General features: G+C 62.4%; 30 protein-coding genes and 1 other RNA gene. 6 read left to right on the forward strand and 25 right to left on the reverse strand.

The window, feature by feature from the left end; all coding sequences use genetic code 11:
- The 19 genes from nuoE to ISP19_RS10740 all read right to left on the reverse strand — a co-directional run bounded on the left by nuoE (window position 1) and on the right by ISP19_RS10740 (window position 15,638).
- The gene (gene nuoE, locus ISP19_RS10650; RefSeq protein WP_204681740.1) at window positions 1–528 is read right to left on the reverse strand and encodes an NADH-quinone oxidoreductase subunit NuoE; all 528 of its coding nucleotides are present in this window, start codon (window positions 526–528) and stop codon (window positions 1–3) included.
- An 18-nt stretch (window positions 529–546) separates the two neighbouring features.
- Window positions 547–1,806 (reverse strand): NADH-quinone oxidoreductase subunit D, encoded by a 1,260-nt coding sequence (locus tag ISP19_RS10655; protein WP_204681742.1) that lies wholly within the window; start codon window positions 1,804–1,806, stop codon window positions 547–549.
- A 2-nt stretch (window positions 1,807–1,808) separates the two neighbouring features.
- On the reverse strand, window positions 1,809–2,537 hold the full coding sequence (locus ISP19_RS10660; RefSeq protein WP_204681744.1) for an NADH-quinone oxidoreductase subunit C: 729 nt from the start codon (window positions 2,535–2,537) through the stop codon (window positions 1,809–1,811).
- Between the two features lie 11 nt (window positions 2,538–2,548).
- Window positions 2,549–3,106, reverse strand: a complete 558-nt coding sequence (locus tag ISP19_RS10665) for a NuoB/complex I 20 kDa subunit family protein (RefSeq protein ID WP_204681746.1) — start codon at window positions 3,104–3,106, stop codon at window positions 2,549–2,551.
- The gene (locus ISP19_RS10670) at window positions 3,097–3,453 is read right to left on the reverse strand and encodes an NADH-quinone oxidoreductase subunit A (protein WP_204681748.1); all 357 of its coding nucleotides are present in this window, start codon (window positions 3,451–3,453) and stop codon (window positions 3,097–3,099) included. The genes ISP19_RS10665 and ISP19_RS10670 overlap by 10 nt, the downstream gene beginning before the upstream one ends.
- Before the next feature lie 323 nt (window positions 3,454–3,776).
- Entirely contained in the window at window positions 3,777–4,130 is a 354-nt protein-coding gene (locus tag ISP19_RS10675; protein ID WP_204681758.1) for a PilZ domain-containing protein, read from the reverse strand.
- Window positions 4,131–4,232: 102 nt separating this feature from the next.
- Window positions 4,233–5,147 carry a PIG-L deacetylase family protein gene (locus ISP19_RS10680; RefSeq protein ID WP_239556720.1) on the reverse strand — a complete coding sequence of 305 codons (915 nt, stop codon included), beginning with the start codon at window positions 5,145–5,147 and terminating at the stop codon, window positions 4,233–4,235.
- Between the two features lie 8 nt (window positions 5,148–5,155).
- On the reverse strand, window positions 5,156–6,091 hold the full coding sequence (gene holB / locus ISP19_RS10685) for a DNA polymerase III subunit delta' (RefSeq protein ID WP_204681762.1): 936 nt from the start codon (window positions 6,089–6,091) through the stop codon (window positions 5,156–5,158).
- Window positions 6,088–6,723 carry a dTMP kinase gene (gene tmk / locus ISP19_RS10690; RefSeq protein ID WP_204681764.1) on the reverse strand — a complete coding sequence of 212 codons (636 nt, stop codon included), beginning with the start codon at window positions 6,721–6,723 and terminating at the stop codon, window positions 6,088–6,090. Before tmk ends, holB begins: the two co-directional genes overlap by 4 nt.
- Complete coding sequence (gene mltG, locus ISP19_RS10695) at window positions 6,720–7,760, reverse strand: endolytic transglycosylase MltG (RefSeq protein WP_204681766.1); 1,041 nt, start codon at window positions 7,758–7,760, stop codon at window positions 6,720–6,722. The genes tmk and mltG overlap by 4 nt, the downstream gene beginning before the upstream one ends.
- Window positions 7,757–8,572: an aminodeoxychorismate lyase gene (gene pabC / locus ISP19_RS10700; protein ID WP_204681768.1), complete on the reverse strand. Its 816-nt coding sequence runs from the start codon at window positions 8,570–8,572 to the stop codon at window positions 7,757–7,759. Before pabC ends, mltG begins: the two co-directional genes overlap by 4 nt.
- Window positions 8,572–9,921: an aminodeoxychorismate synthase component I gene (locus ISP19_RS10705; protein ID WP_204681770.1), complete on the reverse strand. Its 1,350-nt coding sequence runs from the start codon at window positions 9,919–9,921 to the stop codon at window positions 8,572–8,574. The genes pabC and ISP19_RS10705 overlap by 1 nt, the downstream gene beginning before the upstream one ends.
- On the reverse strand, window positions 9,922–11,160 hold the full coding sequence (gene fabF, locus ISP19_RS10710) for a beta-ketoacyl-ACP synthase II (protein WP_204681772.1): 1,239 nt from the start codon (window positions 11,158–11,160) through the stop codon (window positions 9,922–9,924).
- Window positions 11,161–11,359: 199 nt separating this feature from the next.
- Window positions 11,360–11,599 (reverse strand): acyl carrier protein, encoded by a 240-nt coding sequence (gene acpP, locus ISP19_RS10715; RefSeq protein WP_192556111.1) that lies wholly within the window; start codon window positions 11,597–11,599, stop codon window positions 11,360–11,362.
- A 288-nt stretch (window positions 11,600–11,887) separates the two neighbouring features.
- Window positions 11,888–12,628, reverse strand: a complete 741-nt coding sequence (gene fabG, locus ISP19_RS10720) for a 3-oxoacyl-ACP reductase FabG (RefSeq protein WP_204681774.1) — start codon at window positions 12,626–12,628, stop codon at window positions 11,888–11,890.
- Window positions 12,629–12,662: 34 nt separating this feature from the next.
- Window positions 12,663–13,607, reverse strand: a complete 945-nt coding sequence (gene fabD / locus ISP19_RS10725; protein WP_204681776.1) for an ACP S-malonyltransferase — start codon at window positions 13,605–13,607, stop codon at window positions 12,663–12,665.
- A gap of 196 nt (window positions 13,608–13,803) precedes the next feature.
- Complete coding sequence (locus tag ISP19_RS10730; RefSeq protein ID WP_204681777.1) at window positions 13,804–14,778, reverse strand: beta-ketoacyl-ACP synthase III; 975 nt, start codon at window positions 14,776–14,778, stop codon at window positions 13,804–13,806.
- Between the two features lie 167 nt (window positions 14,779–14,945).
- Window positions 14,946–15,140 carry a 50S ribosomal protein L32 gene (gene rpmF, locus ISP19_RS10735; RefSeq protein WP_115476792.1) on the reverse strand — a complete coding sequence of 65 codons (195 nt, stop codon included), beginning with the start codon at window positions 15,138–15,140 and terminating at the stop codon, window positions 14,946–14,948.
- 18 nt (window positions 15,141–15,158) lie between these two features.
- Window positions 15,159–15,638, reverse strand: coding sequence for a YceD family protein (locus tag ISP19_RS10740; protein WP_204681778.1), 480 nt, complete (start codon window positions 15,636–15,638; stop codon window positions 15,159–15,161).
- 198 nt (window positions 15,639–15,836) lie between these two features.
- Between ISP19_RS10740 and ISP19_RS10745 the strand changes: the two genes are divergently transcribed.
- Both ISP19_RS10745 and ISP19_RS10750 read left to right on the forward strand, forming a co-directional pair.
- The gene (locus ISP19_RS10745) at window positions 15,837–16,289 is read left to right on the forward strand and encodes a hypothetical protein (protein ID WP_204681779.1); all 453 of its coding nucleotides are present in this window, start codon (window positions 15,837–15,839) and stop codon (window positions 16,287–16,289) included.
- Complete coding sequence (locus ISP19_RS10750) at window positions 16,286–16,870, forward strand: Maf family protein (RefSeq protein WP_204681780.1); 585 nt, start codon at window positions 16,286–16,288, stop codon at window positions 16,868–16,870. The genes ISP19_RS10745 and ISP19_RS10750 overlap by 4 nt, the downstream gene beginning before the upstream one ends.
- Here the strand turns inward: ISP19_RS10750 and ISP19_RS10755 are convergent, their stop codons facing one another.
- Window positions 16,871–18,493, reverse strand: a complete 1,623-nt coding sequence (locus tag ISP19_RS10755) for an ArnT family glycosyltransferase (protein ID WP_204681781.1) — start codon at window positions 18,491–18,493, stop codon at window positions 16,871–16,873.
- Between ISP19_RS10755 and ISP19_RS10760 the strand changes: the two genes are divergently transcribed.
- The 4 genes from ISP19_RS10760 to ISP19_RS10775 are packed head-to-tail and all read left to right on the forward strand — an operon-like array spanning window position 18,492 to window position 22,976.
- The gene (locus tag ISP19_RS10760; RefSeq protein ID WP_204681782.1) at window positions 18,492–19,433 is read left to right on the forward strand and encodes an AAA family ATPase; all 942 of its coding nucleotides are present in this window, start codon (window positions 18,492–18,494) and stop codon (window positions 19,431–19,433) included. The two genes, ISP19_RS10755 and ISP19_RS10760, sit on opposite strands and share 2 nt — an antisense overlap.
- Window positions 19,433–20,380 carry a DUF58 domain-containing protein gene (locus ISP19_RS10765; protein WP_204681784.1) on the forward strand — a complete coding sequence of 316 codons (948 nt, stop codon included), beginning with the start codon at window positions 19,433–19,435 and terminating at the stop codon, window positions 20,378–20,380. The genes ISP19_RS10760 and ISP19_RS10765 overlap by 1 nt, the downstream gene beginning before the upstream one ends.
- Window positions 20,377–22,347, forward strand: coding sequence for a transglutaminase TgpA family protein (locus ISP19_RS10770; protein WP_204681786.1), 1,971 nt, complete (start codon window positions 20,377–20,379; stop codon window positions 22,345–22,347). Before ISP19_RS10765 ends, ISP19_RS10770 begins: the two co-directional genes overlap by 4 nt.
- A gap of 50 nt (window positions 22,348–22,397) precedes the next feature.
- Window positions 22,398–22,976: a Slp family lipoprotein gene (locus ISP19_RS10775; RefSeq protein WP_204681788.1), complete on the forward strand. Its 579-nt coding sequence runs from the start codon at window positions 22,398–22,400 to the stop codon at window positions 22,974–22,976.
- Between the two features lie 72 nt (window positions 22,977–23,048).
- Here the strand turns inward: ISP19_RS10775 and ISP19_RS10780 are convergent, their stop codons facing one another.
- From ISP19_RS10780 to ffs, 5 genes are all read right to left on the reverse strand, one after another.
- Entirely contained in the window at window positions 23,049–23,393 is a 345-nt protein-coding gene (locus ISP19_RS10780) for a histidine triad nucleotide-binding protein (RefSeq protein WP_204681790.1), read from the reverse strand.
- A 25-nt stretch (window positions 23,394–23,418) separates the two neighbouring features.
- Window positions 23,419–24,018 (reverse strand): recombination mediator RecR, encoded by a 600-nt coding sequence (gene recR / locus ISP19_RS10785; RefSeq protein WP_204681792.1) that lies wholly within the window; start codon window positions 24,016–24,018, stop codon window positions 23,419–23,421.
- A gap of 60 nt (window positions 24,019–24,078) precedes the next feature.
- Entirely contained in the window at window positions 24,079–24,402 is a 324-nt protein-coding gene (locus ISP19_RS10790; protein ID WP_204681794.1) for a YbaB/EbfC family nucleoid-associated protein, read from the reverse strand.
- A gap of 308 nt (window positions 24,403–24,710) precedes the next feature.
- Window positions 24,711–26,378, reverse strand: coding sequence for a DNA polymerase III subunit gamma/tau (gene dnaX / locus ISP19_RS10795; protein WP_204681796.1), 1,668 nt, complete (start codon window positions 26,376–26,378; stop codon window positions 24,711–24,713).
- 98 nt (window positions 26,379–26,476) lie between these two features.
- An RNA gene (gene ffs, locus ISP19_RS10800) (signal recognition particle sRNA small type) lies at window positions 26,477–26,573 on the reverse strand.
- Between the last annotated feature and the right edge of the window lie 384 nt (window positions 26,574–26,957).

Below are 26,957 nucleotides of genomic sequence, written 5' to 3' on the forward strand. Positions count from 1 at the left end.
TTATTTCAGACCGTCGAGAATCTCGTCGACCTTTTCGGTCGTGAGACGCTCGTGGTAATGACCATTGACCGTCATCGCCGGCGCATAGACGCAGGCAGCGATGCACTCTTCTTCTTTCTTCAGATACACACGGCCGTCCGGCGTGCTTTCGCCCGCCTTGATGCCAAGCTTCTTCTCGCAGTGCCGCAGCAGATCTTCGCCGCCGTTGAGCCAGCACGAGATGTTGGTGCACACGGCAACGTTGTTGCGTCCGACCGGGCTGGTCTCCAGCATCGAGTAGAAGCTGGAGACCTCGTAGGCCCATACAGCCGGCACGTCGATGTACTTGGCGACGGCCGTGATCAGCTCATCGGTGAGGAAACCGTTGTTCTGCTCCTGCGCAGCGAACAGCGACTGGATCAGCGCCGAACGCTTGCGATCCGGCGGGAACTTGCCCAGCCAGTGATCGATGTGATGACGGGTGTGCTCGTTAAGCACGACGAGCGGATCGACGTGCTTGACCTGCTCGTAATTTCCGGTGGCTTTCATGTATTCGTTCCTCCGGGCTCAGCGGTCGACTTCGCCGAACACGAGGTCATAGGTGCCGATCACCGCCACGGCGTCGGCCAGCATGTGGCCGCGCACGACGGTATCCATCGACGACAAATGGGCAAAGCCCGGTGCGCGCAGATGTACGCGGAAAGGCTTGTTGGCGCCGTCTGAAACCAGATAGCAACCGAACTCGCCCTTGGGCGCCTCGACCGCTGCGTAGGTTTCGCCTGCCGGCACGCCATAGCCTTCAGTGAAGAGTTTGAAGTGGTGGATCAGCGCTTCCATGTCCTCCTTCATGGCTTCGCGCTTGGGCGGCGCGACCTTGAAGTTTTCCACCATCACCGGACCGGGATTGGCACGCAGCCAATCCGCGCACTGCTTGATGATGCGGTTGGACTGGCGCATTTCCTCGACGCGCACCAGGTAGCGGTCGTAGCAATCGCCGTTGACGCCTACCGGAATGTCGAAATCCACCTCGGCGTACTTGGCGTAGGGCTGCTTCTTGCGCAGATCCCAGGCGATACCGGAGCCGCGCAGCATCGCACCGGTCATGCCCCACTGCTGGGCAAGTTCGGGCGACACGACGCCGATGCCGACGGTGCGCTGTTTCCAGATACGGTTGTTGGTGAGCAGTTCCTCGTACTCGTCGACCTTCTTCGGAAAGTCGGCGGTGAACGCGTCGAGGTAATCGAGCATGGAACCTTCGCGCCAGCTGTTGAGGCGCTTGAGGTCGCTGCCCTTGTGCCACGGCGACTCGCGATACTGCGGCATCTTGCCGGGCAGGTCGCGATACACGCCGCCCGGACGATAGTACGTCGCGTGCATGCGCGCGCCGGACACGGCTTCGTAGCAATCCATCAGCTCTTCGCGTTCACGGAAGGCGTAGAGGAACACCGCCATGGCGCCAAGGTCGAGCGCATTCGAACCCACCCACATCAGGTGATTCAGGATGCGGGTGATCTCATCGAACATCGTGCGGATGTACTGCGCACGCTCCGGCGCCTGGATCCCCATCAGGGTTTCGATGGCACGCACATAGGCGTGCTCATTGCACATCATCGACACGTAGTCGAGACGATCCATATAACCGATCGATTGGTTGAACGGCTTGGACTCGGCCAACTTTTCGGTACCACGATGCAGCAGGCCGATGTGTGGATCGGCGCGAACGACAGTTTCGCCGTCCATCTCCAGCACCAGGCGCAGCACGCCGTGCGCAGCAGGGTGCTGCGGGCCGAAGTTCATCGTGTAATTGCGGATTTCTTGGACGCTCATGCTCAGTTCTCCCGCCAGTGGTCGGCGGCTTCCGCCTTGGCCTGGATCAGGTCGGCGTCGTCGCGGATCACGCGCGGGACCAGCACGCGCGGCTCGATGGAAACCGGTTCGTAGATCACACGCTTCTGCTCGGTGTCGTAACGCACTTCGACGTTACCGATCAGCGGGAAGTCCTTGCGGAACGGATGACCGACAAAGCCGTAATCGGTGAGGATGCGGCGCAGATCCGGATGACCGTCGTAGATGATGCCGAACAGGTCGAACGACTCGCGCTCGAACCAGTTCAAACCCGGCCAGATATGCACGAGCGAAGGTACGACCGGGAGCGTGTCGTCTTCGCAGAATACCCGCACGCGCAGCCGCTGGTTGAGCTCGATCGACAGCAGATGGAAGACCGATGCGAAGCGACGCGGAATCGACACCTCACGCGGCCGTTCCGCCCAGTTGAAGCGGCCAACGGCTTCGCCTTCGACACCACGTGAAAACCCGTTGCCGGACACATCGACGGTGTCCCATTCGGTCTGGCCATAGCTCAGATAGTCGACGCCACAAAGGTCGACGGCTTCGCTGAAACGAAAGCCAGGTTCATCACGCAACGCCGTCGCAACGGAAAGCAGACTCGCAGCGGGGAGTTCCGCCGTGGTCTGCCCGTGCGAGACAGTAATTTTCAGCAAATCGCCAAATCGCGCAGAGAGGCGCTCGGCCAGCGAGTTCGTTTGTGTATCACTCATGACGACGCCTTTCAGGAACGCGCGATGGTGCTGGTACGACGGATCTTCTTTTGCAGCTGCAAAATGCCGTGAATCAACGCCTCGGCCGTGGGCGGGCAGCCTGGCACATAGATGTCCACCGGGACGATTCGATCGCAACCGCGCACCACGGAGTAGGAATAGTGGTAGTAACCACCACCGTTAGCGCAGCTGCCCATCGAGATCACCCACTTCGGGTCAGGCATCTGGTCGTAAACCTTGCGCAGCGCCGGGGCCATCTTGTTGACCAGCGTGCCGGCCACGATCATCACGTCGGACTGACGCGGACTGGGGCGAAACACCACGCCGTAACGATCCAGGTCCAGGCGCGCAGCACCGGCGTGCATCATTTCCACCGCGCAGCAGGCCAGACCAAAGGTCATCGGCCACATGGAACCGGTACGTGCCCAGTTCATCAGCGCATCCACGGTAGTGGTGACTGCACCGCGTTGAATGACAGGGTTGTCGCCGGCCGGACGCAGAATGTCGTCTACCAGGTTCAACGGCGGCGGGTTATGCATCACCCGATCAATGGCGGAGATCACTCCCATTCCAGTGCTCCCTTCTTCCACACGTAGGCAAAACCGATCACCAGCAACAGCAGGAAGAGCCCCATTTCAATGAGCGCAACAATGCCGATGTGCTGGAACACCACCGCCCACGGGAAGAGAAAGGCGATTTCCAGATCGAAAATGATGAAGAGAATGGCGAGGAGGTAGTAGCGCACGTCAAATTGCATGCGCGCATCCTCGAAAGCTTCGAAGCCGCATTCGTAGGGGGAGAGTTTCTCTGACTCGGGTCGACGCGGACCGACCAGCAGGCCGAGCGTGACGAGGACGATGCCCATTCCAGCGGCTACCGCGATGAACAGGAGTACGGGCCAATATTCGGCAAGCACGGTTTTACTTACCTCCGCACCTCAAGGGCGCATCAGTGACCGTCGGGGCAAACGGTCCGGAGTTCGATTCAGCGGGCTGTCCAGCCCTGTACGCTGACGTGCAGAATGCAGGTGCTCGACGATCCACGGGGCGAGCCCGAGGATCGGGATATTGTATCAGCGCGTATGGGTACGCCGACAAGCCTTACGTGGCGTGGCGCGGAATATTTCTTGCAATAAGACCGTCTCGAAGAGTCTGCCTGATGCTTCAATGCAGACACATGCCCCTGTCCTGCGCGAACAAATTCGTTCCATTTCAACGCCGGGCATCCATGAAACGTCAATTACATGGTCTGCGTGGCCCGCTCCGAACCCAGGGTACCTGCCAGCAAGGCTTCAATCCGACTGCGTGCCGCTTCACCATCGGTCGACTCGTTGAACTGCACGCCGATACCGGCAGTGCGGTTGCCCTGTGCGCCGATGGGTGTGATCCACACCACCTTGCCAGCCACGGACAAACGTTCGCTCTCATCGATGAGGCTGATCAGCAAGACAACTTCATCGCCTAATGAATAGCGTTGCGCGGTAGGCGCAAACAGGCCGCCATGCTTCAGGAACGGCATGTACGCGTTGTAGAGCGAAGCCGTGTCCTTGAACTTCAGGGAGATGATGCCCTGGCGGGCGGCGACCGGGTTCATGCCTGCTCCTGTCGGTGACGCTATGGGCAAATGGTGGAAACACATCGTAACCAGCCCACCGGTTATGCGCAAAGGCGTTTTGATCAAAGCCGGAACGCTGGCTCACAAAGCGTGCCAACCCCAGTGATCGAAGATCCAGGGCGAGGGCCAATCCAGGTGGAGTTTCACAAAGGCAGGGCCCGTGACGGACAGACCAGCCTGCGCTTGCAGCCGGTAGCCTCCATCAGGATCGAGAACAAGCGGGGCCTCCGGCCAGCGCCAGTCGCGGGCACCGTCCAGGGTCACCATCAGCAAACGCAACGATGGCTTCAACACAGCTGGCGGCCGCCACGGCAGACGGGCATCGCCCGCTGAGAGCTCGACCCGCATATAACGCTCCGGACTAAGCGCCAGGCGGCGCATGCGCGCCCCGCTCAACACCATCTGGGTCTGATGCTTGGCCAGCGCCTGCAACTTGCGCTGCTGCTGTTCCGCCGTGGCATCGATCCAGATCGGATACGCACTGTCGTCGTCGTCGCCGTGAACGGGATAGCCCAGCAGCTCCGGTGGACGATCCACGCCGGCCAACGCCATCCGGCACAACACGTGTGCTGCACCATGATCCGGATGACTGTCGCCAAGCGCCGGACAACAGATCACATTGGGTTGAAACACCTGCAACACGGCCCGCAGGGCGGCGATCGCGCCAGGCGCGTCATCGCGCAGGTGCGCGGTCAGCCCCATATCCAGCCAGCCGAACGACTGCAGAGCCGATTCCGGCACGCCGAGCTGATCGATGGCTCGCATCACTTCCTCCCGGCGCCGCAGACCCCAGCGCCGCCGGGCCGTCGGGCCGATACGCAAGCGGCGCTCGATATAGCGCTGCGGCCACGGATTGTTGTCGCCATCGGTCAACAGCGCCACATGAACCGCCCCACCCGCCGCCAGCACTTGCTGGATCAGCAGGCCACCCCCGAGGGTCTCGTCGTCCGGATGCGGCGCTATGACCAGCAGTCGGGTCTGCGCGGAAACGGACATTGATGGCATCAGCGCCAGCGCCCCAGCAGCTCCAGCAGCAACAAATCACCACGCAAGGGGCCGCGGAGGGCTTCACGCGTACGATTGGCCGCGTCATACCAGGCGCCCAGGCCCTCGATATCCAGCGCGCTGGAAAGCGGACCGGCCTCAGTGGCCGCCCGCGCGCGCATTTCGTCGGCCACTGCCTGGGCGGCAAACCAGAGCCGTTGTTCGGGCGCGTTGTCGAGCCAACGCTTTCCCATCGCCAGGGCATCGCCGCGCCCCGCGGCTAACGCAGCCAGATCCTTGCGGACCTCCTGCCGTTGCGCCAAGGCACCCTCTTCCGCCCAGATCCGCGCCAGCCCTGGATTGCCGGCCGCCGCGGTCAAAGCAGCCTGCGCATCACGCACGCCCACATCCTGCAGCCACGCCAATGACTCGTCCGGTGCCGGCAGCTGAAATTCGATGCGCTGGCAGCGGCTGCGGATGGTAGCCGGCATGCGCCACGGCTGATCGGCCAGCAGGATCAGCATGGTTTGCGAAGCCGGTTCTTCCAGGGTCTTGAGCAAGGCATTTGCGGCGGCGGTGTTCATCGCATCAGCCGGATCGATGCTGGCTACCTGCCAGCCACCAAACTGACTGGCCGTGGCAAGGCGCGCGGACAGCTCGCGAATCTGATCGACCACGATCTCCGAACGCTGCACACCATCCTTGCGCAGTCCATAGCTCAGCGACACATAGTCCGGATGCGTACCGGCATCAAACAACCGGCAACTGCGGCAGGTACCGCAAGCATCACCACCGTCCGGATGCTGGCACAGCAGGCCACGCACAAAGCGGCGCAGGAAATCACGCTTGCCGAGTCCCCGCGGACCACACAACAACAGGGCATGCGGCAAGGCATCGCGCTGGCGGCGCGCCTGCAAGCGATGCCAATGTTCGGCGTGCCAGGACGGAATGCTCATGCTGCCGTCTCGAACAGATCCGCGGTCGCCGCGATCGCAGCCTGCAGCACGTTATCGGCGGATTGGCTCGCGTCGATCACGCGAAAGCGCCGCGGCTCGGCCTCGGCGCGCGAGCGATAGGCTTCGCGTACGCGCTCGAAGAATGCATCCGCCTCTGCCTCAATGCGATCGGCCTCACCCCGGCCTGCCGCACGCGCACGGCCAGTCGCAACAGGTAGATCGAGCAGCAAAGTCAGATCGGCCTTCAGCCCCGCGCATGCCCAACGTTCCAACTCGGCAATACGCTCTGCAGGCTGCCCACGGCCAGCACCTTGATAGGCATAGCTGGCGTCGACATAGCGATCACACAACACCCATTGCCCGGCATCCAGCGCGGGCAGGATGCGTTCACGCACCAGCTGCGCGCGCGCCGCAAACATCAACAGCAACTCACTTTCTGGGCTGATGTGGGGATGTGCCGGATCGAGCACGATCGAACGGATCGCTTCGCCCAATCCCGTGCCACCAGGCTCACGTACTTGCAGCAGGTTCACTCCCCGCTGCAACAAATGGTCGCGCAGACCAGCCAGCAAGGTGCTCTTGCCCGCACCCTCGCCCCCTTCCAGCGTGATGAAGCGTCCGCGTTGATTCATTGGCAATGCTTCAGTTGGTAACAGGCCACGTTCTTGTTCTGTTCTTCCAGAGTCGCGGCAAAAATGTGGGTGCCGTCGCCGCGAGCCACGAAATAGAGTGCATCACCCGGCGCCGGATGCAAGGCCGCCTCGATCGCCGGCTTGCCAGGCATGGCGATCGGCGTCGGTGGCAGACCCAGCCGTGTATACGTGTTGTAAGGCGTGTCGGTGGTCAGATCACTTTTGTGGATCGTGCCCGCATAACTGGAACCCATGCCATAGATCACGGTGGGATCGGTCTGCAGCAACATGTTCTTTTGCAAGCGCCGGGTAAACACACCTGCCACGCGCGCGCGCTCATCAGCGCGACCGGTTTCCTTCTCGATGATGGACGCCAGGATCAGCGCATCGTAAGGCTTGCCAAGCGGCAGATCGGGATCACGCTGCGCCCAGAGTGCGGTCAGTGTCTTGCTCATGGCGTCGTGGGCGCGACGCAGCACATCCAGATCACTGTCGCCCTTCACGTAGGCATAGGTCTCCGGCAGGAATTGCCCTTCGGGCTTTTCATCAGGCGCCCCAATCTTCTTCATGATGGTGGCGTCATCGAGACCCACTGTGTCGTGCGTCAACTTGTCGGCCTTGGCCAGGGCTTGCAGCACATCGCGGAAAGTCCAGCCGTCGACGATGGTGACGTCACGCTGCAGCACTTTGCCCTGCGCCATGTTGGTTAGCAGTTGCTCCGGCGTGATACCGGGAACAATGGCGTATTCGCCGGCATGCAGCCGGCCGGCCACACGCATCCGCTCGGCAAGCATGCGCCAGTAAAGCGGCGAGGAAGTACTCAAACCCTGCGCGCGCAGCTGATGCACGATGTCCTTGAAGCTGGTGCCACGCCCGATATCAATGCTTTCGCCATTGGCACTGACATGCAGGGGCGTGGTGCCGAAATGATTGAAATCACGCCACAACCACACCGCCGTTGCGGCTACCGCCAGCATCAGGACCAGCAACAGAGGGCGCCATGACACCCGCCCGAGGTTTGCACCGCTTCGATTCATGCCTGCTCCATCGGAAATCCGAGACCGCGCCAATACCGTTGCATGGAGCGGGTCACCGGGCCGGGAGCGTACACGTTATCGCCCACCGCCTGAACTGGCAGAATGCCGCGAACGCTGGAGCTGAGGAAGAGCTCGGACGCCCGCAGGCACTCGGCCAGCGGCAAATCACCGATCTGGCAGTCGCCAAGCGCGTCGAGCACCGCGGCACGGGCCACGCCAGCGACGCCACAGCGATCGACCGCTGGCGTGATGGTCACACCGTCAACCACCGCAAACAGATTGGCGGCAGTCGCGGAAATGGCGTGACCATGCTGATCGCATACCAGCCCTTCAGCGATCAACGGATCGTTCCACTCAGCGCGCGCCAGCACCTGTTCCAGCCGGTTCAAATGCTTGATGCCAGCCAGCAAGGGTTGCTCAGCAAGCGTGGTCGCACACCGGTGCATGCGAATGCCATCGCGGTAGATCGCCGCAGACAAGGCCGGCATGGGAAACGCCGCGACAATGCGCGTGGTGTCGCTGACCGCAGGCAAGGCATAACCACGCTCGCCAATCCCGCGCGTCAGCGTGATGCGCAACACTGCGTCCGACAGCCCTTCGCTGACTTGCAGCGCTTCTTGCCAAAGTTGCTGTGGATCCGGTGCGGGCATTTGCAGACGCTCGCAACCAAGCAGCAGGCGTTGCATATGCCTGTTCCAGAGCGGCGCATGCATACCGATCAGGCGGATGGTTTCAAACAGGCCGTCACCGTAGCTCAGCCCCCGATCCAGGGCCGACACGCTATCTCGCGGCTGGCCGTTGACCAGCATCATCAGCCGGCCACACCCAGCGCGCGCAACATGCCGCGCGCCTTGGCACGCGTTTCATCCAGCTCCCTGGAGGCAATGGAGTCGGCCACGATACCCGCGCCGGCGCGCAGGCTTACGTCACGCCCATGCAAGGTCAGCGTGCGGATCAGGATGTTCAAGTCCAGATCGCCATTGCGGTCGAGATAACCCAGCGCGCCCGTGTACGCACCGCGCGGCGCGTCTTCCAGCGCTGCAATGATTTCCATGCAGCGTACTTTGGGGCAACCGGTGATGGTGCCGCCCGGAAACGTCGCGGCGATCACCTGTCCCGGCGTCACGCCATCGCGCAAACGGCCACGCACATTCGAAACGATGTGATGCACGTGGGCGTAACTCTCCACCACCATCAGCTCATTCACTTCGACCGTACCGGGCCGGCAAACGCGACCTAGATCGTTACGCTCCAGATCAATCAGCATGACATGCTCGGCGCGTTCTTTCGGGTGCGCCGTCAGCTCACGAATGCGGGCTAGATCATCATCCCCTGCAACACGCGGCCGCGTACCGGCAATCGGCCGGGTTTGCGCGATACCACGACGCACTTCAACCAGGCGCTCGGGCGAGGAACTGACGACAGCCCAGTCCTTTTGCTGCAACAAACCGGCAAACGGTGCAGGATTGGCGCGCCGCAGGGCGGCGTAAAGACTTACTGCATGAGGGGCTTCGGCGAAGCGTGCATGCCATGCACGCGACAAGTTTGCCTGGAACAGATCGCCTGCATGCAGGTGTTCATGGATCCGCTCAACACCATCCAGGAACAGCAACGGCGGGTCTTCTTCAATGGCATCGGGCGTCGCAAGCGGCGGAATGACCGGGGCGACATCGAGATCTGCCGTCATCGCATCCAGCAGTGCCTCCTGCCCCGCCTCAGCAACGAGGATGGTGCGCTCACGCAAGTGATCCACAATGATGGCCGCCGGGCAACGTATCGCCTGAGCTACCGGAAGATAGTCCGAGTAGCGCAAGCGCAGCGTCGGCTCGATCTGCGCAGCCAGCTCGTAAGCAAGCAGCAGCACCCAACCGCCGTGGAACGGCAATCCATCATCGATGCCGTACGGCAAGCGCTCGGCGCGCCAGGCCGCATCAAGCGCATCAAGAAAGCGTCCGGGATGCACCTGACCTTCGGCATCACGTACATGACCATCCGCAGCCAGCGTCAGCGTGGCCTGCGGAAAGGCAAACAGGATGTCGTAGCGTGCATGTGCGCTGCCCCGTGTCACGCTTTCCAGCAAAGCAGGATAGCGTTCCGGAAATGCAGCGGCCGGCGCGAGCAGATCGCGCCGGCCGGCAAAGGTACGATGGATCGCGGCCACTTAGATGCGACGGAAAACAAGCGTACCGTTGGTGCCACCGAAGCCGAACGAGTTGGAAATGGCGATGTCGACCTTCGCCTCGCGCGCTGTGTGCGGCACGAAGTCGAGATCGCAGCCTTCGCCCGGCTCATCCAGGTTGACCGTAGGCGGCAGCACCTGATCACGCAGCGCAAGGATGCTGAAGATCGCTTCCACACCGCCGGCGGCGCCAAGCAGGTGGCCGGTGACAGACTTGGTCGAACTCATCGCCAGTTTGTAGGCGTGATCGCCAAACACACGCTTGGCAGCCATCACTTCGCCGAGGTCACCCAGCGGCGTGGAGGTGCCGTGCGCATTGATGTACTGCACCTGCGACGGATCGATGCCGCCATCCTTCAACGCACTTTCCATGCAGCGCGCCGCACCTTCGCCACCCTCGCTGGGTGCGGTGATGTGGTACGCATCGCCGCTCATGCCAAAACCCACCAGCTCAGCATAGATCTTCGCGCCACGCGCCTTGGCGTGCTCGTATTCCTCCAGCACCACGACACCGGCACCGTCGGACAACACGAAGCCATCGCGATCCTTGTCCCACGGACGGCTGGCCTTGGCCGGTTCATCGTTGCGGGTGGACATGGCCTTGGCCGAGCAGAAACCCGCCATCGCGGTACCGGTGGTGGCGAACTCGGCGCCACCGGCCACCATCACGTCGGCATCGCCGTACTGGATCATGCGCGCAGCCAGGCCGATGTTGTGCGCGCCCGTGGTGCAGGCGGTGACGCAGGCAATGTTCGGACCTTTCAGGCCGTACATGATCGACAGGTGGCCCGAGACCATGTTGATGATCGAACTGGGCACGAAGAACGGCGATACGCGGCGCGGTCCCTTGTCGTGCAGCTCGATCGAGGTGTGCTCGATGGTGTGCAGGCCACCGATGCCGGCGGCCACGGCCACGCCGATGCGCGGGGCGTTCTGTTCGGTCACTTCCAGGCCGGAATCGCGCAAGGCCTGAGTGCCGGCGGCAACACCGTAGTGGATGAACGGATCCATCTTCTTGATTTCTTTCGGGGCAATCCATTGCGCCGGATCAAAGTCACGGACCTGACCGGCGATGCGCGTGGCATACGCGGTGGCGTCGAAATGCGTCACGGGACCGATGCCACTGACGCCCTTGAGGATGTTGTCCCAGGCGGTGGCGACGTCGTTGCCAACCGGCGAGATGATTCCCATGCCGGTCACTACCACTCGTCTCTTGCTCATGGATCAAAATTCCTTACTGGTTCGGAGGATCGGCCTGCCAGGCGTCACCTGCCGCAAATTGCGATGCGCGCCGATCCCGTACACCATACGTGGTCGGACGTTACACCTTGCAGAAACGAAAACTGCGCCTAGATGGCGCAGCTTCCGGTGTCGCTAAGCAGTGCATGGGACGCTGGAGGCGCCGCCGCGGCACCACGGATCATTGCTTGGTGTGGGCCTTGATGTAGTCCACGGCCTGCTGCACGGTAGTGATCTTTTCGGCTTCTTCATCCGGAATTTCGGTTTCGAATTCCTCTTCGAGAGCCATCACCAGCTCGACCGTGTCCAGCGAATCCGCGCCCAGATCGTCCACGAACGAAGCGTTCGCCGTAACTTCATCTTCCTTCACGCCCAGCTGCTCGACGACGATTTTCTTGACGCGTTCTTCGATGGTGCTCATGTTGCCTATACCTCCCAAGGGGTGTGTCTGTGTTGCCGAGATTTTCACCGGCAAATTCTGCGGCATTGTAGTGGCTAAGCCGCGAGGCCGCCACCTGCCAGGAATTAACAGTCGAAACGGTACCCGCACCGACGCGAAAGCGCGGATTGTCGCCTAAAACGGGCGCCGTGACGACTCCTTGTCTCAAACAGCCCGTGATGGCGCCGGTGAGTTCAAACGATGCGGGTGGTTATATCCCGCCTCCCGCCCCAGCTTGCGCCGGTCAGGGCCTTTTCAAGTCCGCCCCGCTCAGGGCATGTACATGCCGCCATTCACATGCAGGGTCTCACCCGTGATGTAAGCGGCCGCCGGTGATGCAAGGAAGCCCACGGCCTTGGCAATGTCAGCGGCCTCACCCAGGCGGCCCAGTGCGATCTGGCCCAGCAGGGCCTGCTTGGACTCCTCAGGCAGGCCACGCGTCATATCGGTATCGATAAAGCCCGGGGCAACCACGTTGACCGTGATGCCGCGTGAACCGATCTCGCGCGCCAGCGATTTGGAAAACGCGATGATGCCGGCCTTGGCTGCCGCATAGTTGGCCTGGCCCGGATTGCCGGTCAGCCCGATCACCGAGGCAATGGAGATGATGCGCCCCTTGCGCGCTTTCATCATGCCGCGCATCACCGCCTTGGAGGTGCGATAAACCGAGGTGAGATTGGTATCCAGGATCACCTGCCAATCTTCATCGCGCATGCGCATCAGCAACTGGTCGCGGGTGATGCCGGCGTTGTTGACCAGGATCGACACCGGACCGAATTGCTTGGCGATGTCATCGATCAGTGCCTCCACCGCCCCGGCGTCGGTCACATTGAGTACACGCCCATGACCGCCGCGCGCGGCGAGGCGCTCGCCAATCGCGGCGGCACCCGCTTCACTGGTGGCCGTGCCGATGACCGTGGCGCCCATGGCGGCCAGTTCATCGGCAATGGCTGCGCCAATACCACGACTGGCACCGGTAACCAGCGCAATTTCGCCTTGCAATGTGCTCATCCTTCGATGTCCTTGATCAGTGATCGAACTGACTTCATGAAGCCCATTCACTATGCGCGGCATCCAGATCAGCCGGCGTACCGATGGCACGCGCCTCGACGCTCTTGTCGATACGCTTGATCAAACCCGCCAGCACCTTGCCCGGGCCGCATTCGGCCATGCGCGTCGCGCCGCCGGCAACCAACGCCTGTACGCACTCGGTCCAGCGCACCGGCAGATACAGCTGACGTTGCAGTGCTCCGCGAATGTCGTCCAGCGACGCATAGATGCGTGCCTCGGCGTTCTGCACCACAGGAATAACCGGCAACTGCCAGTTGATCGATGCCATGCGTTCGCCCAGTTTGTCGGCCGCGTCGCGCATCAACGCGCTGTGCGAGGGCACTGACACCGCCAGCTTCACGGCCTTCTTTACGCCCAGCTCGGCAAGACGGGCCAGTGCGCGATCCACCGCTTCGGCGTGACCGGCAATCACCAGTTGCCCCTGGGAATTGAAGTTGGCGGGCGCAACCACCTGCCCTTGCGCAACTTCCGCGCAGACGTCGGCGATCTGCTGATCGTCACCACCGAGAATCGCCGCCATCGCACCGACGCCGGCCGGTACCGCAGCCTGCATCAGACGGCCGCGCTCGGCCACCAGGGCCGCCGCGTCATGCAGCGACAAAGCACCCGCGCAAACCAGCGCACTGTATTCACCCAGGCTATGCCCTGACAGTTGCGCAGGTTGCGCACCGCCGAGCTTCTGCCAGACGCGCCACACCGCCACACTCGCTGCCAGCAAGGCAGGCTGCGTGTTTTCGGTGCGATTGAGCTGGTCCTCCGGGCCCTGCTGGCTCAATGTCCACAGGTCGATACCCGCCCCTTGCGAGGCTTCGTCAAAGGTAGCTTTCACGTCGCCATGGGCAGCGGCCAAATCGGCAAGCATGCCGACCGATTGCGAACCCTGGCCGGGAAAAACAAAAGCAAGCGAAGCGGAACGCATAGGGAATGGCTGTCCCTCAAAATGAAAAGCGTAATGGTGCCAGCATCGGCGCGCATACGCAGCCGTATTCGTGGCTTGCACATGAAAACGCCCTGCCCGAAGCGGACAGGGCGCACTCTTTCAGGCTGCGGAAATGGTCACGGCACCAGGCACAAACGAAGCCGTAACCATCTATTCATGCGCCGTGATCAACGGATCAATAGCGCAGCAATGCCGAAGCCCAGGTGAAACCGCCGCCGAAAGCTTCCAGCAGCAGATTCTGGCCACGCTTCACCTTGCCGGAGCGCACGGCATAGTCGAGCGCCAGCGGTACGGAACCGGCCGAGGTGTTGGCGTGCTTGTCGACGGTCACGATCACCTGGTCCATCGACATGTTCAGGCGTTTTGCAGTGGCCTCGATGATGCGCAGATTGGCCTGATGCGGGATCAGCCAGTCGAGCTGCGACGCCTGCATGCCGGCTGCGGCGAGCGTTTCCTCGACCAGCGAATCCAGCGTCTTCACCGCTACCTTGAATACCTCACGGCCAGACATGCGAATCCGCACACCGTGGTTGGGTTCGTCCTTGAAGCCGACAGAAACACCAACCGGGTTGTACAGCAGTTCCTTATGACCGCCATCGGCATGCAGGCAAGTAGCGTAAATGCCCGGCTCCCTGGATGCCTCCAATACCACGGCGCCAGCACCGTCACCGAACAGCACGGCGGTCTCGCGCTCTTCCCAGTTGATCATGCGGGTCAAGGTTTCAGCGCCCATCACCAACACTTTCTTCGACTGGCCGCTGCGAATGAACTTGTCGGCCACGCCCAGCGCATACACGAAGCCCGAGCAGGCGGCGTTGACATCGAACGCAGCGCAACCGTTCGCACCAAGACGATGCTGCACAAGGCAGGCGGTCGACGGAAAAATGATATCGGGCGTGGTGGTGCCCAGGATGATCAGGTCCAGCTCCGACGCCTTGACCCCGGCTGCATCGAGCGCGCGCTGCGCGGCCAGCGTGGACAGGTCGCCCGTGGTCTCGCCTTCGGCCGCGACATGGCGTTGACGAATGCCGGTACGTTCGCGTATCCACTCGTCGCTGGTATCGACGAACTTTTCAAGATCGGCATTGGTCAGGACGCGCTCTGGCAGTGCGCTGCCAGTGGCGAGGATGCGGGAGTAGATCTGAGCCATTGAATATCCATCAGCAAGCGGAAGGTGCCCTGCCCCCATCCGCCGCGCGGGTGACATCGACACCAAGACCGCAACGTTACGTTGCCAGACACCGGAACGCAAAGCGGCGCGTCACCGCGCCGCCTGCCGAACCGGGCTCGGAAGCCTGTAAAGGCTCCAGGACTAGCTCAGTCTTCCTCGACCACTGAAACGTTGGTGTCGATCACCTTCTTGCCGCGATAGTAGCCATCGGCCGTCACGTGGTGACGACGATGCACTTCGCCGCTGGTCGGATCGGTGGCCAGCTGCACGGTGCTCAGCTTGTCATGCGAGCGACGCATGCCGCGGGTGGACGGGGTCTTGCGGCTCTTTTGAACGGCCATGGTGGTTCTCCAGCTTAATCAGTTCTTCTTGAGTTCGCGCAGTACCGCGAACGGGTTCTGGGGACGCTCTTCGGTGGATATGGCTTCCACCGGCGGGCGTGTGACTTCTTCGGGCAACACGCTGTCCGGATTGACCGGCACCAGCGGCAGCGCCAACAACAATTCGTCCTCGATCACATCGACCGGACTCAGCTTATCGTCCTCGGCCACCAGCAGCGGCTCGACTCCCGCCGGCAACGCGGATTCATCGCGCTCGGAGCGGATCAAACCCAACCGGCTGTCAACCGTGACAGGCATGACGAACGGCTCAAGTGTGCGCTGGCAAACCAGCCACAGAGGCGCCTGGACACGAACGTCGACATAGGCCGTACCGTACTCATCCCGACCGAAATCGAGCGCATATGTCGCTGAACCAGCATCATCCGCCAGCGCTTCGCAAAGACGAGGCATTGCAGCGATGGGTAGGGACCCCTGGAACGAACGCCGCGCCGAAACCATGCGCCAAGCGTCCACGGACTCTGGCAGTGTCACGGACATAACCGGGAAATAGTAAGTATTTAAGTATACCCAAGTCAACCGCGCGAGGCTAATCCCACCGGCCCGCTAACCCCGTCACGGCGCCAATCATCCGCCTTTGCCTGAACCCGGCACATACGGCAGACTGCGCCTACCCCCGCCTGAGCCGACACTTGTTAAGTGGACACCTACCTCACGTTCGGCCTGGTCATCCTGTTCATTTTACTGGCCATTGCCCTGAGCGGTACCTATCTTTTGCGTCGGATGACCCGGCGCACCAGCAGCCTGCGGAGCCTGCTGGAACTGGCCGACCGACTGGAAGCTGACCTGAAGTCCTGCCGGACCCGGCTGCAGCAGGCCCATGCGGTGATGTCGCTCAACCCGGACCTGCCGGCAGCCAGCGAGCAGGAGGCTGCCCACGCCGTGGATGCCGGGTTGCGCGCCCTGTTGCAGCAACGCATCTGGATCCGCGATCGCGCACCCACGGCCACCCAGGCCGAGCTGGATCACGCCACCCAGGCCATGGAACAGACCCGCCAGCGGCTTCTCCCCCTGCTCCAGGCGCTGGGTCAGGCCCAGAGCGAACTGGACAGCGCCATGCGAGAACACATCCGGCAGGATTCCTCATCGTGACGGCAAGACGATTGGTGCTCGGCTCCACTTCACGCTACCGGGCCGAGTTGCTGCGCCGCCTTGGCCTGGACTTCGAGCCCCGGGCGCCCGGGACCGAAGAAGTCGAGCTGGCGGGCGAAGTCCCCGCCATACGCGCGATGCGGCTGGCAATCGCCAAAGCCACCGATGCGGGTGCCGGCCTGCCCGATGCCCTGGTGATCGGTTCGGACCAGGTTGCCGAACTCGACGGTGTGCTGCTCGAAAAACCCGGTTCGATTGAACGCGCGCATAAGCAGCTTACGGCTTGCTCCGGCCGCACCGTGCATTTTCATACCGCACTGTGTGTACTCGATACACGCGATGGCCGGCCGCGCACGCATCTCGATCTCACCCGGGTCCATTTTCGTGTGCTCGATGCAGCAGAAATCACTCGCTATATCGAACGCGAACAGCCACTCGACTGCGCCGGCAGTTTCAAATGCGAGGGACTGGGCATCAGTCTGTTCGAGCGGATCGAAAACAGCGATCCAACCGCCCTGATCGGCCTGCCATTGATCGCGCTGGCGCAACTGCTGCGCGACGCGGGCGTCAACGTCCCCTGATCATTCTTCCCCTGCGGCCGCATCACGCCACGCGATGCACTCGCCAGGATGAGTCACGCTCACGGGCCATGCGTTGCCAATATGGCCGTGATAGAACGCCACGCTCTTGCGACGATCAAACAGGCTAAGCCGTTGCGCGGGCTGCAGGCCCTCGATTCGCGCGCATAAAGATCCCAACCACGACGCACGTTCGCGCTCACGCAAAGCATGCTCGTCAACCACCAGCAACACAGACTCTCCCGCGTGTTGGCGGTGCAGCGCGCTTTCATCCAGCCCCCACAGTGCCACTTGCGGAGCGCGCCCGTATTTGACGTTCAATGGACTATCCAGCGTATAGACCGGGCGCTGCCCGTCGAACTGGAAATCGAGTTCCGCCGCCATCATGAAATTGTCGGCAACCAGCACGGCCGGCGCCGATGCAAGTTGTGCCTTGGCAATATCCGCACTCTCTTTCCAGCCGATAAAGGCGGTCGGGAAAGCACGTGCCGCGCCCAGCCATGCAGCCGTGCCCGGATAGGCGGCCAAACCGAGATAAAACAGACCCGCCAATTGCGCACACAAGGCGAGAGCGGCGCCTGCAACCGCAACAACGCGCCAGACGCGTGGCGCATGGACCTCGCGCAGCAACACCGGAAGCGCGGCCAGCAAGGGCAAATAGCCGGGTAATGGCCAATGCACGCGAAAGCGTTGATCGTCCGCGAACAGCCCTGCCACGAAATAGACCACGATGAAGGTCATCGACAGCGCGGCAATGACATCCCACGGACCACCCTCACGTCGCCGGCACCAACAACGCCAGGCGGCCCAGAGCAGACAGGCATACAGCAGCGGCGTGCAGATCACCGCCTGTTCCAGGGGCTGAACCAATGTGTCTGCATGAAAACGCCACGAATTGCGCTCGACCAATTGGAAAGCCAAACCCGCGCCATGCTGTTGCCAGTTGGAAATCACCAACGGCAGCAAACCGAGTGCCGCGATACCCATGGCCAGCCAGAAACCGCCGCGCGTCCATTGCGAGCGGCCACGCGGCGTCAGCAGCAACAGCGACAAGCCAGCGAGCATGAACATGGCGGCGCGGTAATGACTCATCCAGCAAACCGCCAGCGACACACCCAGCAGCAGCCAGTCGCGCCAGCAGTTGTCGTCCATGGCGCGCAACAGCGCCAACATGGCCGCGGCGCCGGCCACAGTCAGCGGCACATCGGGCATCGCCATCACACCCAGGCTACCCGCCAACGGCAAACACAGGCACAGCAAGCCCGCCTGCCAGCCGATACGCGCACCGAAGGCGCGGCGGCCAAAAGCCACCAGCAACCACGGCAGGCAGCTACCCAGCAGCAGGAACACCCAGCGCATGCCCAGCACGCCATGCCCTGCCAAGCCCTCACCCAGCCGAATCAGCCATGCGGTCAGCGGCGGCAGATCGCTATAGCCCCAGGCGGGATGCCGGCTTTCCTGCCAATAAAACGCTTCATCGCCGAAGGGCTGAAGCGTCGCGGCCAACACCAGCTTCACGCCGAACAGGCACAGGAAGATCGTGACGAATGCCGCTCGCCAGCCTGCAAGGCCGGCGACTACACTGGCGCCATTCCCCGAATCTGTCCGCGCCCCCCATAAACTCATGTCAGCCATCACTCCGCTTCGTGATGAAAACCTGCAGCAGCAGCTCCACGCTGCGATCACCCAGGTCAATAAGGTGCTGCTTGGCAAGGCACGTCAGGTCAAACTGGCGTTCACCTGCCTTATCGCAGGTGGACACTTGTTGCTGGAAGACGTACCCGGCGTCGGCAAGACCACGCTCGCACATGCGCTGGCGGCAAGCTTCGCGCTCGACTTTCAGCGCGTGCAGTTCACCAGCGATCTGCTGCCTTCCGACATTATCGGGGTCAGCATGTACGAGCGCGAGACGGGGCAATTCCGTTTCCATCCCGGGCCGGTGTTTGCCGGCCTGCTGCTGGCCGATGAAATCAACCGCGCCACCCCGAAAACACAGAGCGCCCTGCTGGAAGCGATGGCCGAGCGACAGGTCACGGTAGATGGCCAGACGCACGCCTTGCCCGAACCGTTCTTTGTGGTGGCGACCCAGAATCCGCTGGATCTGGCCGGCACCTTTCCGCTGCCCGACTCACAGCTGGACCGCTTCATGCTGCGTGTCTCGCTCGACTACCCTGACGCCAGCGCCGAACGCGAACTGCTGACCGGCATCGATCGCCGCGATCTGCTGACGCGCCTGACACCCCAGCTGGATGCCGCCGGCCTTGGCGCGCTGTATCGGCAGGTGCAAACCATCACCGCCAGCCCGGCCTTGATCGATTACCTGCAGGCCTTGCTCACCGCCAGTCGCCGCCATCCCGATATCCGGGTAGGGCTGTCGCCGCGTGCCGGCCTTTCCTTGCTGGCTGCCGCACGCGCATGGGCCATGCTTAGCGATCGCGGCCACGTGTTGCCGGAAGATATCCAGGCGCTGTTCGTCCCTCTGGCCGCTCATCGGCTCGTCGCCGCACGCGGCGCGAGCGGCGAGGCACTGGCACGCACGTTATTGAGCGAAGTCGCCGTCGATTGATGCGCGATCAGCTCCAGCGCATACAGCAATGGGCGGAGCGGCGGCTGCCGGCGCTGACGCGGCACCGCCGACTGGAAGAACTGCCGATCGAATTGCACCGGCGGCGCGTCTATATCCTGCCTACCGGCTTTGGCGTGGCGTTTACCCTGCTCTTGCTGGTGATGCTGATCGGCAGTCTCAATTATTCGAATAACGCCGCCCTGTTGCTGACGTGCATGCTCGGCTCGGCGACGGCCATCAGCATGCTGGTCGCCTTTCGCACCCTCAATGGCTTGCGCGTACGCGGCCTGCGTGCCGGACATGCCACCGCCGGGCAGCCGATCGATGTGACTTTTGATTTCGAGGCGACACGCCTGCGACAGGCGGTGCGCCTGGATATCGCGGATGGCACGCGTGCTTTCGACGTGCAGGGGCGCACGGATGTCACCGTCAGCATTCCCACCGAGCGTCGCGGCTGGCTCAGCATGCCGCGCTTTTGCATCTGGACCACCTGGCCGCTGGGACTCTTCCGTGCATGGAGCTGGATGCATCCCCACTACGCCGTACTGGTATGGCCCCGCCCAGAACTATCCGGCCCCGCTCCGACGCTACCGGTTGAAGATCATCGCCGCCAGCGTCTGCATCGTGGCGAAGATCTGGCCGCCCTGCGCGATTACCGCAGCGGCGACTCGATGCGCCATGTGGCATGGAAAGCCAGCGCACGCCACGAAAGCCTGCTGGTGAAAGACTACGAGCAACCGGAAGCCCGCCAGGAGTGGCGGCTGGACTGGCGGCAGCTGCGCGGCATGGATAACGAAGCGCGCATTGCCCGCCTCGCCCGCTGGCTGGGCGAAGCGCAGTCACAAGGACGGCAATGGAGCCTGTGGCTGCCCAACGAAGTGATTGAACTGGGCGACGGTCCTGCTCATTACGCGCGCTGCATGAGTGCCCTGGCGCTGCTGCCATGATCGGGTTTCGCAGACACCGGCGTGCACCGGTGCGGCTGAGTGACCGCAGTTTTGGCCTGTTATGCCTGACGACCGCGTTCGTCCTGGCCGTCCACGCCGCGCATCTACCGTTATGGCTGACTGCAGCGCTCACCGCCGCATTGGCCCTGCGCTGGTGGCAACGCCAGCATCGGCCCGGCCGCATCCCTGGGTGGCTGAAAGTACCGGCGCTGCTTCTGCTGGTCGCGGCGATCATCCTCGATTACGGCAATGTGTTCGGTCGTGATCCGGGATCGGCACTGGCCTGTGGCCTGCTGGTACTGAAACTGACCGAAAGCGAGGGGCCGCGCGACGCACGTGTCGCAGCGGCCTTTGCCTGCTTTCTATTGATGGCCGCCTTGCTGTTTGGGCAGGGACTGATCGCGACCCTGGTCGTCGCACTTGGTCTGCTGCCGGCGCTGACCACCTGGCGATCGCTCGAACCCACCCAGATACCCGTGAACCTGCCACGCCAGTTGCTACCGGCGCTGGTATTGCTAGTGACATCGTTGCCGCTGACGCTTACCGCTTTTGTACTGGTACCCCGGCTCAACTCCCCGCTGTGGGGCACTTCGACCCAACAGGCGGCCAAGACCGGGCTCAGCGACCAGATGTCGCCCAGCGACTTCACCGAGTTGCTGACCGATGACAGTGCGGCCATGCGGGTGAGCTTCGATGGCACACCGCCACCGAAGAACCAGCGCTACTTTCGTGCCTACTTGATGTGGGATTACAACGGCAAGGACTGGACAAGGCGCAATGACTCCCCCAGTGTGCCCGCCGCCATCGAAGCCGGCAGCACCATCGACTATCACATCAGCCTCGAGCCTACCCACCAGCATGTGCTGCCGACCCTGGACATGCCGCTGCACGCCCCGGCGCAATCGCAAATGCATGCGGATGGTGAAGTCTTTGCCGACAAATCCGTCGACGAGGTACTGGACTACACGCTTCGCTCGGCCCTGCGCTATCGGTACCAAGCCACGCTCGAACCTGCCACGCGCATGCTTGCATTACAGCTTCCAAGCGACTTCGATCCGCGCACCCATGCGTTGGCGGCACAGCTTCGCCAACGCTATGGCAGCGACAATGGCGCGATCATACGGGCCGTGCTGCAGATGTTTCATGACGGCGGCTTCAGTTACACCTTGCTTCCCGCGCCGCTCGGCCACGACGCGGTGGACGACTTCCTGTTCAACACCCGCGAAGGTTTTTGCGAACACTACGCATCATCTTTCACCGTATTGATGCGCGCAGCCGGGATACCGGCACGTGTCGTGACCGGATATCAAGGCGGGTTCTGGAACAACGTCGGCCAATATCTGCTGGTGCGCAATTCCGATGCGCATGCCTGGAGCGAAGTGTGGCTGGATGGGCGAGGCTGGGTGCGGGTCGACCCCACGGCGGAGGTACGCCCGCAACGTATCAACCTGGGCGCAGACGCAGCAGGAAGTAACCCGTTGCTGCCCTGGTACGAATCTGGTTTATGGGAATCGATGCGCAACCATTGGGACATCGTCAACCGATGGTGGAATGAAGGCGTTATCGGTTTCGACGCATTGCGCCAACGCGGACTGTTGACCCCATTCGGCATCCGCGAGCTTGATACCGGCACGCTGGAAAAACTGCTGGCTATCAGCATGGCAGTGTTTGGCGTAGCCGGGTTGTCGTGGGCGTTGTGGCGCCGACCGGAGGGTGATCCTGCCCTTGCGGCCATGCGTGCGCTGGAGCGCAAGCTGGCCCATGCAGGGATCGCCCGCGGGCGCAGCGAGGGGCCGCAAAATTACCTTCGCCGCGCCATCCGTGCGTTACCTGCACAACGTGCCGAACTGGACCAATTGATGAGGTGCTATATCGATTTGCGCTATGCCACTGTCGTACCTTCCCCTGAATCCTTGCGCACGTTCCGACGGGCTGTACGGAATTTCCAGCCGCGCCGAGTGGTCTAACGTCAGCGCAACGATGTAGCATGCAACCGCCCATGATGGAGAAAAACACCATGTCTCCCCTCTTACGAATTCTCAGCCTCGCAGCAGTCGGCGCCCTGCTGTCCGCCTGCGCCACGATACCGCAGCCGCTGCAAGGCAACTACGCCAACGTCACTTCGTTGAATGCCCAGCAAAGCGCTGCCAATGGCACGCAGGTACGCTGGGGCGGCAACATCATCAGCACCGAGCCCGGTCAGCAGTCGACCTGCTTCTATGTGCTGGGCCGTCCGCTTGATAACCAGGCCCGCCCGGTCAACGACAACAACAACAGCCAGGGCCGCTTCGTCGCCTGCCGTGCCGGTTTCTACGATCCGGAAGTGTTCAAGCCGGGTCGCGAGATCACCGTTACCGGTACGATCCAGGGCACGATGACCCGCAAGGTCGGCGATTACGACTACAGCTATCCACGCGTCGAAGCCAATGTGGTTTATCTGTGGCCGAAGCAACCCGTCTTGGTAGGTTATCCGTACTACCCGGGCTGGTATGACCCATATTGGGGTCCGTGGGGCCCGTGGGGTCCGTATTGGGGCGGCTGGGGTGGTTGGTACGGTGGGTTTGGCGGGTTTTATTATGGCGGGCGTCGCCGCTGATCACCGATCGATCGCTCAACAAAAAACGCCGGCATCCGCCGGCGTTTTTTTATGCTGGGTTCGGTTTGCTCATCAACCTGGCGGCCACGTCATCCGACGACCAGCAAGCAAGTGCACATGCAGGTGAAACACGGTCTGGCCACCTTGCTCGTTGCAGTTGACGACCGTGCGATAACCCTCTTTTTCGAACCCTTGGCTCTTGGCATAGCTGGCCGCAGCCAACAGCAATTTGCCGAGCAGCTCGGCATCGGCGGCCGTGGCATCGTTCAACGTGGCAATGGCCCGTTTGGGCACGAACAGCACGTGCACCGGCGCCTGCGGATTGAGGTCACGGAACGCCAGCACATCATCGTTCTCATAGACGATATCGGCCGGAATTTCGCGGCGTACGATCTTGCCGAAGATGGTGTCACTCATAAGCGTTTCCTCTGTTATAGGCCGTTTATTCCACGGATTGCCGACTGCCAAATGCGTGCGCCAGCGTGCCGCGATCGACATATTCCAGTTCGCCACCCAGCGGCACACCATGCGCCAACCGCGTCGGCCGGATACCCGCGGCACGCGCCAGTTGCGCCAGATAATGCGCTGTCGCCTCGCCCTCCACGGTGGGATTGGTGGCCAGGATCAGCTCTTCCACTTCACCTTCGGCCAGGCGCTCGCTCAATAGTCCAAGGCCAAGCTCTTCCGGCCCCAGGCCATCCAGCGGCGACAGGCGCCCCATCAACACGAAGTACTGGCCGCGGTAACCCGTGGCCTGCTCGATGGCGGCCAGATCGGTAGGCGACTCCACCACACAGAGCACGTGACGATCACGACTGCTGCTGGCACAGATCGCGCACACCTCGGTCTCGCTGAAATTGCGGCAGCGCGTGCAATGACCAATGTTCTGCATCGCCTGCTGCAGCACGGAGGCCAGCTTCATACCGCGCTCGCGTTCGCGCTCAAGCAGATGGAAGGCCATGCGTTGCGCACTCTTGCCGCCCACGCCAGGCAGGCAGCGCAGGGCTTCGATGAGTTCACTGAGGAGGGGAGATGCACTCATTCAACACGCTCTTGCTTTGGCGTCCGCTCCTCAAACGGGAGCGGGTTTATCTGGAGGTGATCAAAACGGCATCTTGAAACCAGGCGGCAGGTTCATGCCGGCGGTAACGCCACCCAGCTTGTTCTTGCTCGCTTCGGCTACCTTGTTCACGGCATCGTTGATCGCCGCGGCCACCAGGTCTTCGGCCATTTCCGGATCGTCGGCAAACAGCTTGCGGTCAATCTGCACGCGGCGCACTTCATGCGCACCGCTCATCACGATACTGACCAGTCCGCCACCGGACGTACCGGTAACCTCAAGCTTGGCGATCTCTTCTTGCGCGCGCTTCATGTCTTCCTGCATGCGCTGCGCCTGCTGCATCAGCTGGCCAAGTTGTCCTCTCATAGCGTGTACTCCGGGATTAAGGATGCTCTGATCCATTTTGCGTAGGTGTCACCAACTCTGTCCGCTCGCAGGCCACAGGACCATCGGTGAAAGCAGACTGGCTGTCTGTTGGACCGATGGGCCGAAAGGGATACGGACGGACAGAGCCGGCCCCAGCGAGTGGATTGGATTTGATGGGGTGATGTCCAGAAGACTCTCAGGCCGTGCCGCGCAGCTTGCAAAGGCACCCAGCCTTCCCTGTGCCGCGCAACACACCCTGAGAGCCTTCTGGACATCATGCCACCTACGCAAAATGGGTCAGAGCATCCTTAGGATTCAAAAGGTTTGATGGATTGCGGCACTACTCGCGCACCGAATTCACGCTTCAGTGCCTGCACCATCGGATCGGCCTCGATCGAAGCTTCGGCCGCCGACTGCGCCTCACTGCGCGCCACGGCCGCACGTGCTGCCGGCGTATGCGCAGCGCCCTGGCTGTCACCGACAAAGCGCAACTTGATCGGCTGGCCCATCACTTCGCTCAAGCGCTCTGCCATCTGGCCTACCATCGGTTCGACGGCCAGGTGCATGTACATAGGTTGCAGGGCAAGCACCAGGGTGTTGCCTTCCCGTCCATGCAATGCCGAATTCTGCGCCAGCTGACCGAGCGGCCCGCGCAGATCCGCGCGCTGAATCAGCGCTTCCCAATCGGGAAGGCCACCTGCATCGGCAACTCGTTGCACGGGAGCCGCGGGTTCACGCGATGCCCCCGGATTAGGAGCAGGCGCTGCGGCAGGACGTACGCTTTGCGATGCCTGAGCCGGTGCTGGCGCAGATGACGCCATGGGCGCGCGCTGCGGCGGCGCGGACGTGCTGCGCTGGCCGCCCGAAGCCACCGCCGGCGTCGCATCATCCGACGGGCGGAACGCCAGCATGCGCAGCATGGCCATCTCGAAGCCGGTGCGCGCATCGGGCGCCAAGGCAAGGTCGCGGCGGCCGGTAGTGGCAATCTGGTAGTAAAGCTGCACGTCCTCGGCGGTCATTCGCTCGGCCAGCCCGATCAAGGCGCTGTCGTCGCCATCGCCGGCATCCGGCCGATAACCGGGCACCAGTTGGATGAGCTGGATGCGATGCAGGGCAGCGGCGAGATCATCCAGCACGCTGCCGAAATCCGGGGAGAACGACGCGATGCGTGTGCACTCCGCCATCAAGGCCTGACCATCGCCGGCAGCCAGCGCCCCGAGCAGGCCAAGCACCTGCCCACGCTCGACACTGCCAAGCATGGCCCGCACCTCATCGGCCTTCAGCGAACCACCGCCATAGGCAATTGCCTGATCCAGCAAAGACAGGCCGTCGCGCAAGGAACCGTCAGCCGCCCGCGCCAGTTCGGCGATGGCGGGATCTTCGTACTCGATATGTTCCGCGCCCAGGATGTGGCGCATCTGCCCGGCGATCTGATCGGGCAACAAGCGTTTCAGATTGAAACGCAGGCAACGCGACAACACCGTCACCGGCAGCTTCTGCGGATCGGTGGTGGCCAGCAGAAATTTCACATGCGGTGGTGGCTCTTCCAGCGTCTTCAGCAAGGCATTGAAGGCCGGCTTGGAGAGCATGTGCACCTCGTCCACCAGGTACACCTTGAAGCGGCCACGCGCCGGGGCGTATTGCGCGTTCTCGATCACTTCGCGCACATCATCCACGCCTGTATTGCTGGCCGCGTCGATTTCGAGCAGGTCAACAAAACGACCGGCATCGACCGCCGTGCACACCGAACACTCGCCGCAGGGATCGGCCGATTCGCCGCGCTCGCAATTGAGCGATTTGGCGAAGATGCGTGCAATCGTCGTCTTGCCGACGCCGCGCGTGCCGGTGAACAGATAGGCATGATGCATGCGCCCGCTGTCCAGGGCGTTCGTCAAGGCTCGTACGACGTGTTCCTGACCGACGAGTTCGGCGAACTTGCGGGGACGCCACTTACGTGCGAGTACCTGATAGGACATGCGATGAGGGTGCTCAAAGGCAGTAGGGCCAGAAGCCGATTGTGCCAAGTCGTTCAAGGCAAGTCATGCGCACATGTAGCGACCGGAAAAGGCGGCGGCCCCGCCAGCCACACCCCGGCACCCGAATCATCCACTACCGTTGCTTCCTTCCGGACCTGGCGGGATTTGCGGACTATCGTCGCGGGGGGACCGACGGGGCCACCATAGGGGTGGGCATCGAGGCCCGGGATGGACACCGGCTCAATAACCGCCGTCACCCATCTCGTTGTATTTGGCGGAGAGAAAGGGATTGTTCGGCCCTTCCCGGGGCCTCATTCCTCGCTAACGCGAGGGTTCTCACCCACTCTCTTTCCTTGAACTCCTTACTCCTGCGCCAGCGTCCACGCCGTCGCACCTTTCAATAACTGGCGGAGAGAGAGGGATTGTTCGGCCCCTCCCTGGGCCTCATCCCTCGCTAGCGCGAGGGACCAGCCTTCGGCTGTCCAAATTCGTTCCAGACGAATTTGTCGAACCACGAGGGTTCTCACCCTCTCTCTCTTTCCTTGAACTCCTTACTCCTGCGCCAGCGTCCACGCCGTC

Source organism: Dyella flava, from assembly GCF_016904955.1.
Lineage (GTDB): Bacteria > Pseudomonadota > Gammaproteobacteria > Xanthomonadales > Rhodanobacteraceae > Dyella_B > Dyella_B flava.

What these genes read in the sequence shown, in the direction of transcription:
- nuoE (WP_204681740.1), bottom strand. Translation starts at nt 528, where the DNA reads ATGAAAGCCACCGGAAATTACGAGCAGGTCAAGCACGTCGATCCGCTC.
- ISP19_RS10655 (WP_204681742.1), bottom strand. Translation starts at nt 1,806, where the DNA reads ATGAGCGTCCAAGAAATCCGCAATTACACGATGAACTTCGGCCCGCAG.
- ISP19_RS10660 (WP_204681744.1), bottom strand. Translation starts at nt 2,537, where the DNA reads ATGAGTGATACACAAACGAACTCGCTGGCCGAGCGCCTCTCTGCGCGA.
- ISP19_RS10665 (WP_204681746.1), bottom strand. Translation starts at nt 3,106, where the DNA reads ATGGGAGTGATCTCCGCCATTGATCGGGTGATGCATAACCCGCCGCCG.
- ISP19_RS10675 (WP_204681758.1), bottom strand. Translation starts at nt 4,130, where the DNA reads ATGAACCCGGTCGCCGCCCGCCAGGGCATCATCTCCCTGAAGTTCAAG.
- ISP19_RS10680 (WP_239556720.1), bottom strand. Translation starts at nt 5,147, where the DNA reads ATGTCCGTTTCCGCGCAGACCCGACTGCTGGTCATAGCGCCGCATCCG.
- holB (WP_204681762.1), bottom strand. Translation starts at nt 6,091, where the DNA reads ATGAGCATTCCGTCCTGGCACGCCGAACATTGGCATCGCTTGCAGGCG.
- tmk (WP_204681764.1), bottom strand. Translation starts at nt 6,723, where the DNA reads ATGAATCAACGCGGACGCTTCATCACGCTGGAAGGGGGCGAGGGTGCG.
- mltG (WP_204681766.1), bottom strand. Translation starts at nt 7,760, where the DNA reads ATGAATCGAAGCGGTGCAAACCTCGGGCGGGTGTCATGGCGCCCTCTG.
- pabC (WP_204681768.1), bottom strand. Translation starts at nt 8,572, where the DNA reads ATGATGCTGGTCAACGGCCAGCCGCGAGATAGCGTGTCGGCCCTGGAT.
- fabF (WP_204681772.1), bottom strand. Translation starts at nt 11,160, where the DNA reads ATGAGCAAGAGACGAGTGGTAGTGACCGGCATGGGAATCATCTCGCCG.
- acpP (WP_192556111.1), bottom strand. Translation starts at nt 11,599, where the DNA reads ATGAGCACCATCGAAGAACGCGTCAAGAAAATCGTCGTCGAGCAGCTG.
- fabG (WP_204681774.1), bottom strand. Translation starts at nt 12,628, where the DNA reads ATGAGCACATTGCAAGGCGAAATTGCGCTGGTTACCGGTGCCAGTCGT.
- fabD (WP_204681776.1), bottom strand. Translation starts at nt 13,607, where the DNA reads ATGCGTTCCGCTTCGCTTGCTTTTGTTTTTCCCGGCCAGGGTTCGCAA.
- ISP19_RS10730 (WP_204681777.1), bottom strand. Translation starts at nt 14,778, where the DNA reads ATGGCTCAGATCTACTCCCGCATCCTCGCCACTGGCAGCGCACTGCCA.
- rpmF (WP_115476792.1), bottom strand. Translation starts at nt 15,140, where the DNA reads ATGGCCGTTCAAAAGAGCCGCAAGACCCCGTCCACCCGCGGCATGCGT.
- ISP19_RS10740 (WP_204681778.1), bottom strand. Translation starts at nt 15,638, where the DNA reads ATGGTTTCGGCGCGGCGTTCGTTCCAGGGGTCCCTACCCATCGCTGCA.
- ISP19_RS10760 (WP_204681782.1), top strand. Translation starts at nt 18,492, where the DNA reads ATGTCAGCCATCACTCCGCTTCGTGATGAAAACCTGCAGCAGCAGCTC.
- ISP19_RS10755 (WP_204681781.1), bottom strand. Translation starts at nt 18,493, where the DNA reads ATGAGTTTATGGGGGGCGCGGACAGATTCGGGGAATGGCGCCAGTGTA.
- ISP19_RS10765 (WP_204681784.1), top strand. Translation starts at nt 19,433, where the DNA reads ATGCGCGATCAGCTCCAGCGCATACAGCAATGGGCGGAGCGGCGGCTG.
- ISP19_RS10770 (WP_204681786.1), top strand. Translation starts at nt 20,377, where the DNA reads ATGATCGGGTTTCGCAGACACCGGCGTGCACCGGTGCGGCTGAGTGAC.
- ISP19_RS10775 (WP_204681788.1), top strand. Translation starts at nt 22,398, where the DNA reads ATGTCTCCCCTCTTACGAATTCTCAGCCTCGCAGCAGTCGGCGCCCTG.
- ISP19_RS10780 (WP_204681790.1), bottom strand. Translation starts at nt 23,393, where the DNA reads ATGAGTGACACCATCTTCGGCAAGATCGTACGCCGCGAAATTCCGGCC.
- recR (WP_204681792.1), bottom strand. Translation starts at nt 24,018, where the DNA reads ATGAGTGCATCTCCCCTCCTCAGTGAACTCATCGAAGCCCTGCGCTGC.
- ISP19_RS10790 (WP_204681794.1), bottom strand. Translation starts at nt 24,402, where the DNA reads ATGAGAGGACAACTTGGCCAGCTGATGCAGCAGGCGCAGCGCATGCAG.
- dnaX (WP_204681796.1), bottom strand. Translation starts at nt 26,378, where the DNA reads ATGTCCTATCAGGTACTCGCACGTAAGTGGCGTCCCCGCAAGTTCGCC.